At 73.6% G+C, this 17,910-nt stretch carries 15 protein-coding genes and 1 other RNA gene; 2 read left to right on the forward strand and 14 right to left on the reverse strand.

Features of this window, described 5'->3' with window-relative positions; genetic code table 11:
- Positions 1 to 488: 488 nt before the first annotated feature.
- The 11 genes from AB0K09_RS15065 to ftsE form a co-directional block, all read right to left on the reverse strand.
- Positions 489 to 2,765: a UvrD-helicase domain-containing protein gene (locus AB0K09_RS15065; protein WP_366065803.1), complete on the reverse strand. Its 2,277-nt coding sequence runs from the start codon at positions 2,763 to 2,765 to the stop codon at positions 489 to 491.
- Between the two features lie 217 nt (positions 2,766 to 2,982).
- On the reverse strand, positions 2,983 to 3,741 hold the full coding sequence (locus AB0K09_RS15070) for a zf-HC2 domain-containing protein (RefSeq protein WP_366065791.1): 759 nt from the start codon (positions 3,739 to 3,741) through the stop codon (positions 2,983 to 2,985).
- On the reverse strand, positions 3,738 to 4,259 hold the full coding sequence (locus AB0K09_RS15075; RefSeq protein ID WP_366065792.1) for a sigma-70 family RNA polymerase sigma factor: 522 nt from the start codon (positions 4,257 to 4,259) through the stop codon (positions 3,738 to 3,740). The genes AB0K09_RS15070 and AB0K09_RS15075 overlap by 4 nt, the downstream gene beginning before the upstream one ends.
- A gap of 130 nt (positions 4,260 to 4,389) precedes the next feature.
- A complete protein-coding gene (locus tag AB0K09_RS15080; protein WP_366065793.1) occupies positions 4,390 to 4,998 on the reverse strand; it encodes an ABATE domain-containing protein in 609 nt (202 codons plus the stop codon).
- A gap of 107 nt (positions 4,999 to 5,105) precedes the next feature.
- Positions 5,106 to 6,080, reverse strand: a complete 975-nt coding sequence (locus AB0K09_RS15085; RefSeq protein ID WP_366065794.1) for a LysR family transcriptional regulator — start codon at positions 6,078 to 6,080, stop codon at positions 5,106 to 5,108.
- A gap of 92 nt (positions 6,081 to 6,172) precedes the next feature.
- Positions 6,173 to 7,366, reverse strand: a complete 1,194-nt coding sequence (locus AB0K09_RS15090; protein WP_366065795.1) for a hypothetical protein — start codon at positions 7,364 to 7,366, stop codon at positions 6,173 to 6,175.
- Positions 7,367 to 7,484: 118 nt separating this feature from the next.
- Positions 7,485 to 7,854, reverse strand: a transfer-messenger RNA (tmRNA) gene (gene ssrA / locus AB0K09_RS15095).
- Between the two features lie 101 nt (positions 7,855 to 7,955).
- Positions 7,956 to 8,441, reverse strand: coding sequence for an SsrA-binding protein SmpB (smpB, locus tag AB0K09_RS15100; protein ID WP_366065796.1), 486 nt, complete (start codon positions 8,439 to 8,441; stop codon positions 7,956 to 7,958).
- A 108-nt stretch (positions 8,442 to 8,549) separates the two neighbouring features.
- The gene (locus tag AB0K09_RS15105; protein WP_366065797.1) at positions 8,550 to 9,737 is read right to left on the reverse strand and encodes a S41 family peptidase; all 1,188 of its coding nucleotides are present in this window, start codon (positions 9,735 to 9,737) and stop codon (positions 8,550 to 8,552) included.
- 135 nt (positions 9,738 to 9,872) lie between these two features.
- Positions 9,873 to 10,784 (reverse strand): permease-like cell division protein FtsX, encoded by a 912-nt coding sequence (gene ftsX, locus AB0K09_RS15110; RefSeq protein WP_366065798.1) that lies wholly within the window; start codon positions 10,782 to 10,784, stop codon positions 9,873 to 9,875.
- Positions 10,785 to 10,830: 46 nt separating this feature from the next.
- Positions 10,831 to 11,520, reverse strand: a complete 690-nt coding sequence (gene ftsE / locus AB0K09_RS15115) for a cell division ATP-binding protein FtsE (RefSeq protein ID WP_071961958.1) — start codon at positions 11,518 to 11,520, stop codon at positions 10,831 to 10,833.
- Between the two features lie 268 nt (positions 11,521 to 11,788).
- On the opposite strand from ftsE, the gene AB0K09_RS15120 reads away from it, so the two are divergent.
- Positions 11,789 to 11,989: a hypothetical protein gene (locus tag AB0K09_RS15120; protein ID WP_366065799.1), complete on the forward strand. Its 201-nt coding sequence runs from the start codon at positions 11,789 to 11,791 to the stop codon at positions 11,987 to 11,989.
- Between the two features lie 107 nt (positions 11,990 to 12,096).
- Here AB0K09_RS15120 and prfB read toward each other — a convergent pair whose 3' ends face one another.
- The 3 genes from prfB to AB0K09_RS15135 all read right to left on the reverse strand — a co-directional run bounded on the left by prfB (position 12,097) and on the right by AB0K09_RS15135 (position 16,572).
- Positions 12,097 to 13,203 (reverse strand): peptide chain release factor 2, encoded by a 1,107-nt coding sequence (prfB, locus tag AB0K09_RS15125; RefSeq protein ID WP_366065800.1) that lies wholly within the window; start codon positions 13,201 to 13,203, stop codon positions 12,097 to 12,099.
- A 139-nt stretch (positions 13,204 to 13,342) separates the two neighbouring features.
- Complete coding sequence (locus AB0K09_RS15130; RefSeq protein WP_366065801.1) at positions 13,343 to 14,659, reverse strand: serine/threonine-protein kinase; 1,317 nt, start codon at positions 14,657 to 14,659, stop codon at positions 13,343 to 13,345.
- 161 nt (positions 14,660 to 14,820) lie between these two features.
- Entirely contained in the window at positions 14,821 to 16,572 is a 1,752-nt protein-coding gene (locus AB0K09_RS15135; RefSeq protein ID WP_366065804.1) for a serine/threonine-protein kinase, read from the reverse strand.
- A gap of 447 nt (positions 16,573 to 17,019) precedes the next feature.
- Here AB0K09_RS15135 and AB0K09_RS15140 point away from each other — a divergent pair.
- On the forward strand, positions 17,020 to 17,910 hold an 891-nt coding region (locus AB0K09_RS15140), incomplete at its 3' end, for an FHA domain-containing protein (protein ID WP_366065802.1).

The following is a 17,910-nucleotide window of genomic DNA, read 5'->3' on the forward strand; positions in this document are numbered from 1 at the left end:
CGACCCACCCGAGGACTCCACGGCCGTGGTCAGCTGGCTGACCGCGGTCCCACCGGCCGGAACCTCCAGCCGGACCGTCATCGAGTACGAGACGCTAGGCGCCGTTGCCATGGCCGCTTTCCCCTGCTTTCCCTGTTTCGTTCCGCCGCGCTCGGGTGCGCGGCCATCGATCGTCCCACCTACCGGCGAGTACGTGGTAACCGGAGAGTTCCGGGCGGCCCCGCAAACGCCGACGGGCGCCTCTGCTCCCTGTGGGGAGAGAGACGCCCGTGGGGAACGTCTGCGACACCGACCCGCCATGCTCGCCTCGCGGCAAGTGGTCGCTCGAAGCGACGAAGGTTGGGCCCGGGGGCTTGGATCGAGCCGGTGCCGTATACAGGCTAACAAAGGGCGCTCCGAAAGTAATTCCGGTGGGCCCTCTTCCTCCCGAGAACGTCAGATCGACACCGCCCCGCACCCCTTCGGGGCGCTCCCCCGGGCGCGTCCCCTCAGTCCCGGAGGAGGTCCGGGACGCCTGCTGTGTCCGGGTCGTCGCGTTCGCCCGAGAGCACCGTCAGGCGCTGCGTGGCGCGTGTCAGGGCCACGTAGAGCACGCGCAGTCCCGCCGGGGACTCGTCCGCGATCTCCGCGGGCGAGACGACGACCGTCGCGTCGTACTCCAGGCCCTTCGCCTCCAGGCTGCCCAGGGCGATCACCCGGTCGCCCAGCCCGGCCAGCCAGTCGCGCGCCTGGGCGCGGCGGGCCATCGGGACGACGACGCCGATCGTGCCGTCGACGTCCGCGAGCAGCCGCTCCGCCTCGCGGCGGACCGCGGCGCCCAGGTCGCCGTCGGCGACGGCGAAGCGGGGCACGACGCCGGTGGAGCGGACGGCGGACGGGGCCTCCATGCCCGGCATGGCCAGGGCCAGGACCCTCGCCGCCAGCTCGGCGATCTCGGCGGGGTTGCGGTAGTTGACCGTGAGGCGGAAGCGGCGGCGCGGGCGGGTGCCCAGCGCCTCGTCACGGGCGGCCGCGGCCTCGTCCGGGTCGGACCAGGAGGACTGTGCCTGGTCGCCGACGACCGTCCAGGTCGCGTGCCGGCCGCGACGGCCGACCATGCGCCACTGCATGGGCGTGAGGTCCTGCGCCTCGTCGACGATGACGTGCGCGTAGTCCCGCCGCTCCTGGGCCAGCCGCTCGGCGCGCTCGCGGCGCGACTCGGAGCGCTGGGGCATCAGCTCCTCCAGCCCGGTGAGCTGGTCGAGCGGGTGGGCCTCGCGCGGCTGCTTCGGCCGGTGCGGGACGCCGAGCAGCGTCTCCAGCTCGTCCAGCAGCGCGACGTCGTGCACGGACAGCGGGCCGCGGCCGTGCTCGTCCAGACGGCGCAGGGAACGGGCCAGCAGCCGCACCTCGCGGGGGATCAGCTCGCGGCGCGCCCAGCGGCCCAGCCGCTTCTCGTCGGCCAGGCAGGCGAGCACCCGGCGCGGGGTGAGCTCGGGCCACCAGGCGTCGAGGAAGGCCAGGAAGTCGTCCTCGGTGGTGATGTCCTCGTCGAACGCGGCGCGGGCCTCCGCGGCGAGCTCGGGGTCGGTGTAGCGGCGGGGGCCGCCCGCCCGGGACCACAGGGCGTCCAGCAGCAAGCGGCGGGCGCGCGGGCGCAGCAGGTTGATCGGCGCGGTACCGCCGAGGGCGGCCTGGCGGATGCGCGTGAGCTCACCGGCGTCCAGTTCGATCCGCGCGCCGAAGGCGACGACGCGCAGCCGCTCGGGCGCGTCCGGCGTCTCCAGCGCGCCCCGCACGGCCTTGCGCAGGACCTTGAGCATGCGGGAGGAGCCCTTGATGCGGGCGACGGCCGGCTCGTCGTAGATGTCGGCCTCGGCGTCGTCGACGAGGGAGCCCAGGGCACGGATCGCGACCTGGCCCTCCTCGCCCAGCGAGGGCAGCACACCCTCGGTGTAGGCGACGAGCAGCGGGGTGGGCGAGACGACGAGGATGCCGCCCGCGTAGCGCCTGCGGTCCTGGTAGAGGAGGTAGGCGGCGCGGTGCAGGGCGACGGCGGTCTTGCCGGTGCCCGGCCCGCCCTCGACCTCGGTGACCGACGCGGCGGGGGCGCGGATGACGACGTCCTGCTCGGCCTGGATGGAGGAGACGATGTCCCGCATGGTGTGGCTGCGGGCCTGGCCGAGCGCGGCCATCAGCGCGCCGTCGCCGACGACCGGCAGCGCCGTGCCGTCGAGGGTGGTGGTCAGCTCGGGGCGCAGCAGGTCGTCCTCGACGCCGAGGACGCGGCGGCCCTTGGAGCGGATGACGCGGCGGCGCACGACCCGGCCGGGCGCGACCGGGGTGGCCCGGTAGAAGGGGGCGGCGGCCGGCGCCCGCCAGTCGATGACCAGCGGGGAGTAGTCGGCGTCGAGCACGCCGATGCGGCCGATGTGCAGGGTCTCGGCGATCTCGGCGCGCTCACCGGTCACGGCGTCGTCGGCCGGCTCGACCGAGGTGTACGCCCCGTCGGGGCCCTTCTTTCCGTCCTTGCCGCGCAGCAGGTCGATGCGGCCGAAGAGGAAGTCCTCGAACTCGTTGTTCAGCCGGCTCAGGTGCATGCCCGCGCGGAACACCTGGGCGTCCCGCTCGGCGAGCGCTCCGGGCGTGCCGACCTGGCCGCGCTTGGCGGCGTCGTCCATGAGGAACTCCGCCTCGTGGATCTTCTCTTCGAGACGCCGGTACACCCGGTCGAGATGGCGCTGCTCAGCGCCGATCTCGCGGTCGCGAACCCCTTCGGGCTCCATCGGCGTCCCTGTCGCCACCTGTACGTGCGTGGCGTTCTGCGCGGCCACCCAGGCCCCCTTCTGAATCTGCGTAGGGCAGCCGTCAACCGTACGCGAACCCCGGTGCCTGGCGCACCTGTCGGACATGAGGGGTTTACCATGAAGGATCACTCGAAGGGTTAGGACTCGGGTCACACCCGAGGTCACATTTCGGGCACCCGCCGCGCCGGGGCGGTGCTCAGATCGTGACGGTCGCGAGGTGGTGCCCGTCGAGGGTGCGGACCTCGAAGCGGACGATGTCGTGGCGGTTGAAGGCGGTGCCGCCGTGGGTGTAGAGCGGCTCCTTGCCCCAAGAGCCGGGGGCACCCCCCTTGTCCCCCTTGTCGCCCTTGTCGCCCTTGTCGATGCCGTAGCCGGAGGCGGGGACGGCCCAGGTGGTCACGGTCTGCTCGGTGCCGTTCCTGCCGATGGCGACGAGGTCGCAGGTCAGCGGGCCCTTGACGTTGCCGAGCCGGAGGGCGACGTGGGTGCCCCAGGGCTTGTCCTCCAGCGAGACCGTGGCGTCGACCTTGGTGACCGGGTCGACGGCGCCGTACTTCTCGCCCTCCTCGTACATCTCCTTGGCCGCGCTCGCGCCGCTGTGGGTCGGGGCGTTCTCCGCGGTCACGGCCGCGCCCACCAGGGGTCCGGCGATGATCAGGGCGACGGCGGCCGCGAGCATCAGCAGGCGGCGCGTGCGCTGCGTCCGGCGGACGGCGGCGACCTCCCGCAGCGCGCCGCCGAGGGCCTCCGGCCGGGGCTCGGGCGGGATCGGCCCGGACTCGGGGGACGCCGCCTTGAGGTCGGCGAGGAGCGGGGTCAGCCCGAGCAGGTCGTCCAGCTCGGCCGCGCACCGCGGGCACTCCGCCAGGTGCTCCTCGAAGCGCGCGGCGTCCGCCGCGTCGAGGACGCCGAGCGCGTAGGCGCCCACGTCGGTGTGACGTGCCGGCTCGGTCATGCCGTCACTCCTCGTTCCTCGAGCGAGAGCTTCAGGGCGCGCAGGGCGTAGAACACCCGCGACCGCACCGTCCCCGGCGGTACTCCCAGCACCTCGGCCGCCTCGCTCACCGTACGTCCCTTGAAATAGGTCTCGATCAACGCCTCCCGGTGGGCCTCGGACAGATCGCCCAGCGCGTCGGAGATGGTCATCAGGCGCAGTGCCCGGTCGATCTCGTCCGCGGCCGGCATCAGCTCCAGCGGCCCGGGGTCGACCTCCCGGGGCCGCGCCTGCCGGCTGCGGTGGCCGTCGATGACGATGCGCCGGGCGACGGTCACCAGCCACGGGCGTACGGAGCCGGGGGCGTCGCGCAGCCGGTCGGCGTTGCGCCAGGCACGCAGCAGCGTCTCCTGGACGACGTCCTCCGCGCGCTGGCGGTCGCCTGCCACCAGGCGGGAGACGAAGGCGAGGAGCGGTCCGGCGTGCTCTTCGTAGAGCGCACGCATGAGCTCTTCGTCAGGACTCGTCCTGTCAGCCACGACGGCATCCTTGCGCAAGCGTTCCCCCTGGGTCGAGTGCCCGGGCCGGTGTCCCGGCCGGATGCCTTCACCCGGGGATACGGCCGGCGCACCCGTCGTGCTCACCGCGCGCCGGAGGAATTCCGGGGAGCTACCGGGAGGCCGCCTTGCCGTTCACCGCGCGCCGCCGGTGCCGGGCGACGCGCTCGCGGTTGCCGCACACCTCGCTGGAGCACCAGCGGCGCCGGCGGCCGCGCGAGGTGTCGAGGTAGACGAGCGAGCAGGTCTCCCCCTCGCAGCGGCGCAGCTGTCCACGCGCCGCCGGGTCGGTCAGCAGTTCCACCGCGTCCCGGGCGACCTGCCCCACCAGCTCGCGGCAGTCCGGGGCGCCCGCGAGCACCCGCACCAGGCCGCCGTCGGCGCCCCGCACGGCGCGCAGCGCGGGCGGCGCGGCGGCGGCCAGGGCGTTGACGCGCTCCAGGTCGGGCTCGGCGGCCCGGCCGTCGAGCTCCGCGTGGACCACCCGGTGCAGCAGGTCGCGCGCCGCGTGGAAGCGGGTCAGCCAGAGCCCGTCCACGACGTCCAGGACGGTGCCCGAGGGGACGATCCCCGCACCGAGCAGCCAGACCTTCAGCCGCTCGGGCGTGTCCAGCCGCTCCACCGGCGCCTCGCTGAGCCGTCCGCCCACCGTGGCCACCAGATCGAGACAGAGCCGCCCCGAGTCGAACCGCAGCTCGTAGGAGGCCGCCGACGCCGCCATGCGCGTGTCACCTTTTCCGTCTGGGTCCTGTCCGCCCCGCCGTCCCAGAGTGCGCTCCCACCCCACCCGGCCGCCAGCCCCGCGCCGCGCGGGCGCTGTCCGGGGCTTCAGGAACCCGGGATCCCCATCGCCTCGGCGTCCGCCGCCGGGAGCCACCAGGGGGTGGACGGGAGGGCCAGCCAGGCGCGGGCGGTGCTCAGTTCGCGCGCGGCGCGGCGCAGGGCGTCCAGGCCCGGGTGGCGCAGGCCGGCGCGCCAGACCAGGGAGACGGGGGAGAGCGGGACCGGCTCGGCGATCGGGCGCAGGACCATGCCCGGGACCTCGATGAACTGCTCGCTCGCGAGGACGGACCAGCCGCGCCGGCGGACGACGCGGACGAACTCCTCCTTGCCCTCGATCTCCGGGAAGGGCTCCGCGAGCGCGATACCGCGGCCGGCGAAGAGGCGCTCGGCGAGATCGGTCCACTCGGCCGTGGCGGGGTTGCCCGCGGCCGCGTAGAGGGTCTCGCCGCGCAGGGCGTCCAGCGGCACGCTCGCGCGAGCCGCCAGGGGGTGGTCCTCGTGCAGCAGGACGGCCATGCGCTCCAGGCGCACGGGCAGGTGGCCGAGGCCGGTCCGCAGGGCGGCGGGCAGGCCGGCCACCCGGCCGAAGGCGACGTCGAGGCGGCCGCCGGCGACGGCGGTGGCCGCGCCGGTCAGACCGCTGCCGTGCCGGCTGACCAGTTCCAGCTCCGGCGCCGCCGCGCGCGCCCGGGCGAGGACGAGGTGGCCGGTGGTCATGGTGCCGCCGACGTCGACGGTGAGCGGCCGGTCCGGCTCCCCCGCGCAGGCGGCGGCCAGCCGCTCGTACGCCGCGAGGATCCGCCGGGCGTGCGGCAGCAGCCGCTCCCCGTCGGCGGTGAGGGCGACGTGCCGGGTCGTGCGGAGGAACAGCCGGGTGCCCAGCAGCCGTTCCGCGCGCCCGATGTCGCGGCTGAGCGCCTGCTGGGCCACGTACAGCCGCGCCGCGGCACGCGTGAAGTGCAGCTCCTCGGCGACGGCGACGAACGCCCGCAGCAGGCGCGGCTCTATGTCGTACGGCATGCGGCGCAGTCAACAGCACGGGCGCGCGCGGCGGCCACCCGGTCGCCGTGGCCGCCCTTCGGCCGGTTTCCCCGGGGGTGCCCGGCGCGCCCTCACTCCGGCTGCGACACCCCGGCCGGCGCCTGTCCGGCTGTCCGGGCGCGGTTCCGCCGCAGGACGAGGACGACGCCCAGGGCCGTGCCGGCGACCGCGCCCGCGGAGACACCGCCGATCAGCAGGGTGCGGTCGGGGCCGCCCCCGGACGCCTGCGCGGCGGCCTCCACGAGCAGATGGCCGGTGCGCTTGACCCGGCCGTGGTGGCTGACGACGGTGACGGGGTAGCGGCCGGCGTCCAGGCCCTCGCGGACGCGGGCGGGGCCGTAGTAGCGGGGGTCGTCGCCGTCCCCGGCCTTGCTCTCGTCACGCTTGAGCGGCACCGGCCGCTCGAACGCGGGAGAGATCGCGGTCAGCCGCTCGTCCTCGCCCGGATCGGGCGAACCGTCGCGCCAGAGGACGTTGACGGTCCCGCCGGCCACGACCTTGTGACCGCTCTTGCGGGCCACCTGGGGACTGCCCGAGGGGGCGAAGAAGGCGGGGCCGCGGGCCCGGCCGAGGTAGTCGCTGTCCCCGGGCCGGGCCGCCCGGACCTCCAGCGCCTTCTCGTCGATCTCCCCGTGCGGACCGGTGAGCCGCACCTTGTAGGTGCCGTCCTTGGCGTCGTGCGGCACGGCGACCAGCGCGGTGAACATGCGCGGGTTGTTCCAGTACCCGCCCCGGGGGTCGTGGACGAGCCGCACCGGGCCCCGGAAGACGGGCGAGGTGACGGTGAAGGCGTCGCCCGTCGCGCCGGGCACCAGGTCGTCGTAGGAGACCGGGAACCGCTCGCCGGGCCGCAGCACGTCACCGGCCGTGCCCGCCTCGAAGACCGGCTTGCCGGCCTCCTTGACCTCGACCCGGTCCTCGGCGACGACCTTGCCGCCCACGTGCACGCGCAGCGGGTACGTGCCGGGCCCCACGGTCATGGCGATGGCGGGCCGCGCGTGATGGCCCCGGCCGTCCGCGACGTGGTACGGGGCGAGCCGCACGCGGTGCGGGAAGACGGGCGAGGTGACGGTGACCTCGCCGTGGGAGCGCACGCCCTGCACGTCTATGTCGACCAGCTCACCGGGACGGTTGTCATAGGCGCCGTTGAGCAGCACATGCACCGTGCCCGGCCCCTCGGCCGCGGCCGGCTGCGCGACCGCCCCGCAGGCCAGCCAGAGCACCCCCGCACCCAGCACGGACCCCGCCGTACGCGTCCAGTTCACCGGGCCACCCCCTCGTGTCATTCAGAAAGAGGGCGCACCGGGCCCCCGGGTTCCTGCGGCGGGTACGCAAAACGCCCCTGATCAGCGTTTCCGCAGGTCAGAGGCGTTTTGCTATGGGGAGTGGAGATGGCGGGAATCGAACCCGCGTCCAACGGTGCGGAACCAGGGCTTCTCCGAGCGCAGTTCGCTGCGATTTTCTCGGCCCCGGAGATCACGCGAACAAGTCTCCGACGGGCTCAGCCACTGTTTGATTTCCCACCGGGCCCCGTGGCCGGGCCCAGTGGTTTAGTTCCCTAGCTGATGCCAGGATCCGGGTCGGGAACAGCCCCGGGCTGACACTTCGCGAGTCGCTACTTAGGCAGCGAGGGCGAAGGAATCGCGCTTGGTGTTGGCGATTATTGGTTGCGACATATGGTTTACGAGATCATTGCCGCTTCCTCGGCTCGCTTCCCCTGCTTCGACATCCGCTGTCGAAACCGATCATCCCCATGTGGTGTTATCAAGGTGCGCACCTGCCATCGGCCGGTGTGCGTGTCGCCCATCGTACGTGACCAACGCACGACGGTGCCAGCGTATTCCCGGCGGGCGGCTAGCCCCGGGCACGCTGCCGGCGGCGCGCCGCGGCGATCGCGCGGTTCGACTCGCGCACGTCCTGCTTCTCGCGCAGCGTCTGCCGCTTGTCGTACTCCTTCTTGCCCTTCGCCAGGGCGATCTCGACCTTGGCCCGGCCGTCCTTGAAGTACAGCGACAACGGCACGATCGTGTGACCGCTGTCCTGCGCCTTCGACGCGAGCTTGTCGATCTCGGCGCGGTGCATCAGCAGCTTGCGCTTGCGCCGCGCGCTGTGGTTCGTCCACGTCCCCTGGCTGTACTCGGGCACGTGCACGTTGTGCAGCCACGCCTCGCCGCCGTCGATCTGGACGAAGCCGTCGACCAGCGAGGCGCGCCCCTGCCGCAGCGACTTGACCTCGGTGCCGGTGAGCACCAGGCCGCACTCGTAGGTGGTCAGCAGGTGGTAGTCGTGCCGCGCCTTCTTGTTCTGCGCGATCAGCTTGCGACCCGTCTCTTTAGCCACGATCTCCTCGCCAGGTCCGGTCCGAGAGGCACGCTTGGCCTTCCCGGCCGGGGGTCCGGGGGGTGTCCCCCGGGAAAACGCAGTGCCATAGCGCTAGCCATTCTCGCACTACGACCCCGCTCCGAGGCCACCCAATACTTCGCGGCCCCGCGGCTCCGCGTCCCCGCGAACCACCAGGTCGGGTGTGATGCCGACGCCGTCGACGGCACGGCCCGCCGGGGTGCGGTAGTGGCCGACGGTGAGCTCGGCGACCGAGCCGTCCGCCAGCCGGCTGGGCATCTGGACCGAGCCCTTGCCGAAGGTGCGCGTCCCGACCAGCACCGCGCGCCCCCGGTCCTGGAGCGCGCCCGCCAGCAGCTCGGCGGCGCTCATGGTGCCGGCGTCGACGAGGACGACCAGCGGCCGCCGGGTGTCCCCGCCCCGCCCGGCCCGCAGCGCGTGCGGGCGGCCGTGCACGTCGTACGTGGCGACGAGCCCGCCGTCGAGGAAGGCCGAGGCCGCCCCCACGGCCTCGGTCAGCAGCCCGCCGGAGTTGCCGCGCAGGTCCAGCAGCACGCCCTCGCGGGGCGCGACCGCCCGGACCACCTCGCGGACGCGGGCGCCGGTGCCCTTGGTGAAGGCGCCGACCTTGACCAGGGTGGCCGGCGGGGACCCCCCGTCGCGCAGCCGGTCGACCACGACGCTCCGGGTGGCCAGCCGCTCGCGGCGCAGCGTCCGCTCCCAGCTCCGGCTGCCGCGCTCCAGACCGAGACGGACGGGCGTACCGGGCACGGCGACGGCGGGGCCGTGGCCGGCGGTGTGCGGGGCTCTCGACGGGGGCGAGGCCGGGGCGTCCCCGTCCCCATCCCCGTCCCAGTCGCCGCGCAGCCGGGCGACGACCTCGGTGACGGGGCGGCCGGTGACGTCCAGGCCGTCGACGGTGCGCAGCCGGTCGCCCGGCAGCAGGCCCGCCCGGGCCGCCGGGCTGCCGGGCTGGACCCCGGCCACCTCCATCAGGCCGCCGCCGGTGCGGCGCGCGGAGAGACCGACGCCCACGTAGGCGCCGTCGAGGGCGCGCTCGAAGCCCTCGTACTCCTCGGCGGTGTACACGGCGCTCCAGCGGTCACCGGACGGCGCTTGGGCCGGCTTCGCGTCGCCCGGGGCGGGCGCGCCGTAGGACGGTTTCCGGCCGTCCTGGCCCTGGGCGCTCCAGGACCCGGCCGCGGCGCCCGTCGCCAGGACGCCCACGAAGACCAGTGTCAGCGCGGCCCCCAGACGGACGCTGCGCGTCGGTGCGTACACGGTCGGGCCCGGCATGCGCGTGAGTCTAGGACACCGAAGGGCGCCGTACGGGGAGTTGACCGTACGGCGCCCTTGGCGATCGTCACACGGCGGGGTACGCGCGCGCCTGCCGGTCGTCACGGTCCGACGGGCGTGCGTACTTGCCGCTCGTCACACCTTCAGGTACCTCAGCAGGGCGAGGAAGGCGGCGAAGGCCGGCACCAGCACGCCGAAGGCCAGGATCAGCGGGAGCTTGGTGAGCACCGCGTCCCAGCCGATGAACTGGATGACGTCGACGCTCTTGGCCAGCCAGTCGTGCACCAGGAACTGCTGGCCGCAGACCAGCAGCACGCACGCCAGCGCCGCGCCCAGCAGCCCGGCGAAAGCGGCCTCCATGATGAACGGCATCTGGATGTAGAAGTTCGACGCGCCGACCAGACGCATGATCCCGGTCTCCCGGCGGCGGCTGAAGGCGGAGACGCGCACCGTGTTGACGATCAGAAGCAGCGCCACCACCAGCATCAGGGCCATCAGCAGCAGCGCGGCCCAGTTCATGCCGTTGAGGAGGTTGAAGAGGTTCTCCAGCAGCGTCTTCTGGTCCTGCACCACCTGGACGCCGGGGCGCTGGGAGAAGGCGCTGGTGATGACCGCGAACTTGGAGGGGTCCTTGAGCTTGACCCGGAACGACTCCTGCATCTGGTCCGGGGTCAGCGAGCCGGCCAGCGGGGACTTGCCGAACTGCTCCTTGTAGTGCTTGTACGCCTCGTCGGCCGTCTCGAACTGGACGCTCTGCACCACCGACATCTTCTCGAGATCGGCCTTGATCTGCTTCTTCTGCTCCTCGGTCGCCACGCCCTTGGCGCAGGCCGGGTCCGACTCGGCGTCGACCTTGTTGCACAGGAAGATCGAGACGTTGACCTTGTCGTACCAGTAGCCCTTCATCGTGCTGACCTGCTCCCGCATCAGGAGCGTACCGCCGAACAGGGCGAGCGACAGAGCGACGGAGACGATCACCGCGAAGGTCATCGTGAGGTTGCGGCGGAGACCGACGCCGATCTCCGACAGGACGAACTGGGCGCGCATGGCGTCCTTTCAGGCTCTTGCGTTGCTCTTGTACTGCTGTACTGCGTCAGTGCTGGTAGCCGTAGACGCCGCGCGACTGGTCGCGGACGAGACGGCCCTGTTCGAGTTCGATGACGCGCTTGCGCATCTGGTCGACGATCTGCTGGTCGTGCGTGGCCATGATCACGGTGGTGCCGGTCCGGTTGATCCGGTCCAGCAGCTTCATGATGCCGACCGAGGTCTGCGGGTCGAGGTTGCCCGTCGGCTCGTCCGCGATCAGCAGCATCGGACGGTTCACGAACGCCCGGGCGATCGCGACACGCTGCTGCTCACCGCCGGAGAGCTCGCCGGGCATCCGCTCCTCCTTGCCGCCGAGCCCCACCAGCTCCAGGACCTGCGGCACCGCCTTGCGGATCTCGCCGCGCGGCTTGCCGATGACCTCCAGGGCGAAGGCCACGTTCTGCGCGACGGTCTTGTTGGGCAGCAGCCGGAAGTCCTGGAAGACCGTGCCCAACTGGCGACGCATCTGGGGCACTTTCCAGTTCGAGAGCCGGGCGAGGTCCTTGCCGAGCACATGGACCTGACCGTGGCTGGCCCGCTCCTCCCGCAGCAGCAGCCGCAGGAAGGTGGATTTCCCGGACCCCGAGGAACCGACCAGGAAGACGAACTCGCCTTTCTCGATCTCGAGCGAGACGTCGCGGAGGGCCGGACGGTTCTGCTTGGGGTAGGACTTGGAGACGTTGTCGAATCGGATCACGAGTGCACCACGCGTCGACCTGGATAGCGGCACGGAACGCCGGCTTCGCGGCTCCCGTCGGTGTCCGTGACCCTACGCGAATCAGGCGTGCACGCGCAGTCGGTACCGGGCCCTGTCGGGGACAAACCGAGGACAATCGGGTTCCTTTCCCCGCTCCGGGTTCCCGCTTCCGGGGACCGCCCGCGCCGAACGGCGGAGAAGCTGGCACAGTGGTAAGGGGAACCGCGACGGTCTCCCGCGCGTTGGACGTACCGGAGGAGGACATCGCATGACATGCGACCGACTGGTGTGCGCCAACTGCGCGGCCCCCGTCAGCGAGGGCCGGTGCCCGGTCTGCCGGGCCAGCCGTGAGCGGCTCCAGCACCAGGAAGGCATCTTCGGCGCCCTGACCCCCGCCGCGCTGATAGCGCTGCTGGTGGCGCTCGTCGCGGTGGCCGTCCTGGCGCGCGGCTTCGGTTTCGCCGGGTAATCGGACGAACACGCCCCGGAAATTCGCTCAGCCAATTCTTGTCCGCATAAACCGGAGGCCCGGAGTGCTCTGCGCACTCCGGGCCTCGAACGGCTTAATCCGGATGGTTACTTCTCCTGCTGCTTGCGCCAGCGGATACCGGCCTCCAGGAAGCCGTCGATCTCGCCGTCGAGCACGGACTGCGGGTTGCCGACCTCGTGCTCGGTCCGCAGGTCCTTGACCATCTGGTACGGGTGCAGGACGTAGGAGCGCATCTGGTTGCCCCAGGAATTGCCGCCGTCGCCCTTGAGGGCGTCCATCTTCGCCTGCTCCTCCTGGCGGCGGCGCTCGAGGAGCTTCGCCTGGAGGACGTTCATGGCACTCGCCTTGTTCTGGATCTGCGAGCGCTCGTTCTGGCAGGAGACGACGATGCCGGTCGGGATGTGCGTGATGCGCACCGCCGAGTCGGTCGTGTTGACGCCCTGGCCGCCGGGGCCGGACGCGCGGTACACGTCGATGCGCAGCTCGGACTCGTCGATCTCGACGTGGTCGCTCTGCTCGACGACCGGCAGCACCTCGACGCCCGCGAAGGACGTCTGGCGGCGGCCCTGGTTGTCGAACGGGGAGATCCGGACCAGGCGGTGCGTGCCCTGCTCGACGGAGAGGGTGCCGTAGGCGTACGGGGCCTGGACGACGAAGGTGGTCGACTTGATGCCGGCCTCTTCGGCGTACGAGGTCTCGTAGACCTCGGTCTTGTAGCCGTGGCGCTCGGCCCAGCGCAGGTACATGCGCTGCAGCTGCTCGGCGAAGTCGGCGGCGTCGACGCCACCGGCCTCGGCGCGGATGTTCACGAGCGCCTCACGGGCGTCGTACTCGCCGGACAGGAGGGTGCGGACCTCCATCTCGTCGAGCGCCTTGCGCACCTCGGTGAGCTCCGCCTCGGCCTCGGCCAGGGCGTCCGCGTCGTCCTCGGCCTCGGCGAGCTCGAAGAGCACCGCGAGGTCGTCGATGCGGCCGCGCAGCGCCTCCGCCTTGCGGACCTCGGCCTGGAGATGCGACAGCTGACTCGTGATCTTCTGCGCCTCCTCCGGGTTGTCCCAGAGGGACGGGGCGGCCGCCTGCTCCTCGAGCACGGCGATGTCGGCCCTCAGCTTGTCGAGGTCCAGGACGGCCTCGATCGACCCCATGGTCGACGAGAGGGACTTCAGCTCTTCGGATACATCAACGACTGCCACGCACCCCAGCGTAACGGCTGCGCCGGGCTACCAGGCCCACAAGGGCGCCCCCGTTCCCCGGGGGCCGGCCCCGCGCCCCCTCGTCTTTTCCTCTTTCTCCGCGGGGAGGAAGCACCCGGCCGGTGATGCTGGTCACAGATCAGCGGCGCGGGGTGGGGGTTGGGGCGTGGTGGCCCGGTTTGGCGTCGCCCGGGGCGTCGTGGTCCGAGACCGCGAGCCAGCCCCCCACAGCGGCGACAGCGGCAAGCGCAACCGCTCCGGCACCCAGCTTCAACCGCCGGGCCTTCTCCGCAGGAGACCGGTGACGGGCCGACCCCGCCCGCGGCTCGCCGTGCGCGCGCGGGGCGCGCGCCGTGCCGTGGGCGCCGCCGGCGAGCTCCTCCGGTCCCGGCACCCGCATGCTCGTGTGGGTGTCGCGGCTGGAGTCGGACACCCCGCCCGGTACGAGCGGCACGACGCCCCGCCGGCGCGCCCCCGCCGCCCCGGCGGGCGTGAGCGACGGCGCGGTCCCGGTCTGGTGCGCCGTGCCACCCCCGCCCCCGCCCCCGCCCTCGCCCTCGTCGTCGGAGACGTCCGGCTCGTCGATGTCGAGCGGCGGCTGGCCCCGCAGTCCGGGAAGGAGCTCCCGCAGCCGGACGGCCAGCTCGGAGGCGCGCAGCCGGGAGGCCGGCGCCTTGGCCAGGCACTGGACGACGAGCTGCCACAGCTCGTCGGGGATGCCGGGCAGGGGCGCGACCGTCTCGGTCACATGCCGCCGCAGCACCGCGCCCGGGTGGCCGCCGCCGAACGGCGTGAAGCCGGCCAGGAGCTCGTAGAGGACGGTCGCGAGCGCGTAGACGTCGACGGAGGCGCGCGGCGGCAGCCCCTCGATGATCTCGGGGGCGAGGTAGTCGGGGGTGCCGATGACGCTGCGCGGCGCGGAGGAGGGGCGCGCGGCCGTCCCTTCGCGCGCGGGGCGCGGGGCGTCGACGAGGCGGGCGATGCCGAAGTCGGTGAGGAGCGCGGGGTGCGCGCCGCCGGGGCCGAGCGGGCCCTGCATGTCGAGCAGGACGTTCTCCGGCTTGACGTCCCGGTGGATGATCCCGGCCGCGTGCGCGGCGGCGAGCGCCTCCGCGACGTCCGCGACGATGGCGACGGCCGCCTCGGGCGCCAGCCGCCGCTCGCGGTCGAGGCGGGTGCGCAGGTCGGTGCCCCGGACGAGGTCCATGACCAGGGCGAGGTCGGCGCCGTCGACGACGAGGTCGCGGACGCCGACGACGTTCGGGTGGTCGAGCCCGAGGAGGGCCGCGCGCTCCTGCACGAACCGGCCGACCAGCTCCTGGTCGGAGGCGAGGTCCTCGCGCAGGAGCTTGATGGCGACCGGGCCCTCGGGGCCGTCGCCGAGCCACACCGTGCCCGCACTGCCGCGCCCGAGGACCGTGTGGGCGGTGTACCGGCTGCCGATCTTCCGTGCCAAGACTTTCCCCGACTCCCTCGCGGCCAAGCTACGCCGCCAAGCTACGCGGCTGAGGGGATGTTAGGCCCATCGATCGGGTGCCGGGCGTCCTTTCTGTAGCAGAAAAACACCCTCTGGCACCCGACCGATATCGACAAATAGACAGGCTTCGCCCCCGCGGGCTACTTCTTCGAGCCGAGGCTGGAGATCCAGTCCTTGACGCTGGTGATCCAGTCCCAGGCGGCGTCCCAGAAGTTCTTGCCGTCGGCGACCCAGTCCTTGAGCGGGGTGAACTCCCAGACCAGCCAGGAGCCGATCACCAGCACGAGGATCATGAACAGACAGCCCTTGAGGCAGCCGAGGCCCGGGATGCGCATGGGGTTCGCGCTGCGCTGCCGGGGCGGGCGCGGCTCGCGGCGCCGCTCGGGCGGCGGCGACGGCGGCGCGTACGCCTCGGGCGGCTGGGGCGTCTGGTAGCGCTGCGGGGGCCGCTGCGCGGCCCGCTGCGGCCTCGGCGGCTCGGCGTACTGCTGCGGCTGGTACTGCTGCGGCTGCGGCGGTTCCGGCCGGTACAGCGGGCGCTCGGACTGCTGCGGGTACGGCTGCCGGCCGTAGCCCTGCTGCCCGTACCCCTGGGGCGGCTGCTGCGGCTGCTGGGGTGCCGCGCGCCGGGTGGGGCGGCGGCGCAGCGGGTCCTCGCTCGGGTCGAGGTACTGGACCTGCGTCTGCTCGTTGCGGTCGCGGGCCGCGCGCAGCTGGGTCTGCCACGGGTGCTCCCCGTCCGCCTGCGGCGGGCCCGGGGGGACGGGCGGCATGGCCCGGGTGGGGTCGGCGCCACCGGTCGGCGGGAGCACCTGCGTCGGGTCGGCGTCGCGGCCGCCGGGCGGGGTGCTCGGCAGGACACTGGTGGCGGCGTTCGGGTCGTACGCGCCGGCGTTCGACGGAAGGACCTGCGTGGGCTCGGCGTCCCCGGCGGCCGGGCCCGGGCCCGTACCCGTACCCGTACCGGGGACGACGGCGGGGGCCGGGTCGGGGCCCAGCAGGGCGCCGACGCCGAGCGCGGCCTCGGCCTGGTCCGGGGAGGCGTGCACGCCGACGCCGGACGCGACGACGCGCAGGGCGCGCGCGAGGTTCTCGGCGCTGGGGCGCTCCTCGGGCCGCTTGCGCAGACAGCGCTCGATGACCGTCCACAGCGGCTCGGGCACGGTGGTGGGGCGGCGCGGCTCCTCGCTGAGGTGCCGGTGCAGCACCTCCAGCGCGGTGGCGCCGGCGAACGGCGGGCGGCCGGTCACCAGCTCGTACAGCAGGATGCCGGCCCCGTAGATGTCCACGGCGGAGGTCTGCGGACGGCCCTCGGCGGACTCGGGCGCGACGTACGCCGGGGTGCCGACGAACTCGTGGGTGCGGGTGAGGCCCGGCGAGTCCGCGAGGCGCGCGATGCCGAAGTCGGTGAGCATCGGGTGCATCTGCCCGGCCTGGTCGCGCAGCAGGACGTTCGCCGGCTTCAGGTCGCGGTGGACGATCCCGTCCGCGTGGCTGGCGGCGAGCGCGTCGGCGATCTGCGCGGTGAGCAGGGCGGCCGCGACGGGTGTGAAGGGGCCGTTGTCGCGCAGGTAGCGGTGCAGGTCCGGCCCGTCGATCAGGTCCATGACGAGGGCGAGCAGATCGCCCTCGACGACGAGGTCGCGGGTGCGGACGATGTTGGGGTGCGTCAGCCGCAGCAGGACGGAACGCTCGCGCAGGAAGCGCATCACGACGTCCGCGTCGTTGGCCAGCTCCTCCTTCAGCACCTTGATCGCGACGGTCTCGCCGGGCTGCCCGGCCACGGCCGCCTCGGACCCGGCCGTCTCCCTCTGGCGGGCCCGCCAGACCGTCCCCGTGGCTCCGCGTCCGAGCGGCTCCTCGAGCAGGTATTTGCTGCCTACCGGCCGCACGTTCATGCGCTCCCTGGTCGTGACTGCTGTGGTGGCCTCTCTCGTACTCGGCCTGCGCCCACTGTAGTGCCGCACTGCGGGCGCCCGGCCGGACGAATCCGGTACGAACCGGGTGGGGCTTATGAGAAAGACGCGGCTCGGGGCGCGATGGTTGCCACGGCGGGTGCCGCCGTGACTCCGCGGGCCCCTCCGGGGTGAAACGAAAGCGCCGCCGCTCGCCCACCGCCTGGCATTTTCGGATGCCCGGACGATCGTTCAAGATCACGACTTGGCGGTCGCCGGGCGCGTTGTCCCCGGCAGGTGCGAGGATGCTCGCAGCACGGACGCGGAGGGGTGTGCGGGGCGCCCCGCGCGACGTGGTGACCTGTACGTGCCGATGCGCCCGTGCGGGGTGGGGGGAGGTCCTGCCCCCGCCCGAGCGCCGGGTCAGGAAGGACCGTTGACGCGATGCAGATCCGGCTGACCGTCCTCGGGCCGCTCAGCGGCCACCACACCGCGTGTGCCTGCGACGTCCTGGTGACCGCCCCCTCGGGCACCGCCCTGGCCGGCGTGACCAGCGGCCTGGCCGCGGCCGTCGCGGCGGCCGGCTCCGACCTCGGCACGGGCGCCGTCGTCGTCTACGCCGGGGCCGACAGGCTCGACCCGCAGCGCTGCGCGCTGGGCGAGCCCCCGCTGATCGACGGGGCGGTGCTGTCGCTGTCCGCCCCCGCCGGCCCCGAGCGGCACGCGGGCGTGCCGCTGCCGGGCGCGGGGATCCCCGGGTCCACCGCCCGTCTGCACGTCGTCTCCGGCCCGGACGCCGGCGGCGTCCACCTGCTGCACGGCGGGGAGGCCCGGGTGGGCCGCTCGGCCGAGGCGGACATCCCGCTCGACGACCCGGACGTCTCCCGTCTCCACTGCGCCGTCGTCCTCGGCGAGGACGGCTCGGTCACCCTCCACGACCTCGGCTCCACCAACGGCACGACCCTCGACGGCTCGCCCGTCCCCCCGCAGCCGACCCCGCTGCCGCCCGGCGCGCTGCTGCGTCTGGGCGAATCCGCGCTCACCCTGCACACCCCGGCGGACGGCCCGTCGCCGGCCCTCCCGGTGACACCGGACGGGGAGGGGCACGTGCGCGTTCCGCTGCCGCCGTCGCCCTCGCCGGGCGAGGCGGGGGCGTACGGCGGCCCCGCCGGCCGGCCGCCCAGGGTTCCGCAGCAGAGCGCCGGCTGGTCCGCCCAGCCGGCGCGGCCCGCTGCCGTGCCGGTGCAGGACGACGGCCAGGGCGGCGCCCGCCAGGGCAGGGCGAACCGCCCGGCCTGGGCGCGCGACGCCGACGCCCCCGGATTCACGGCGCCG

It is taken from the genome of Streptomyces sp. NPDC049577 (genome assembly GCF_040675635.1).
Classification (GTDB): Bacteria; Actinomycetota; Actinomycetes; order Streptomycetales; family Streptomycetaceae; genus Streptomyces.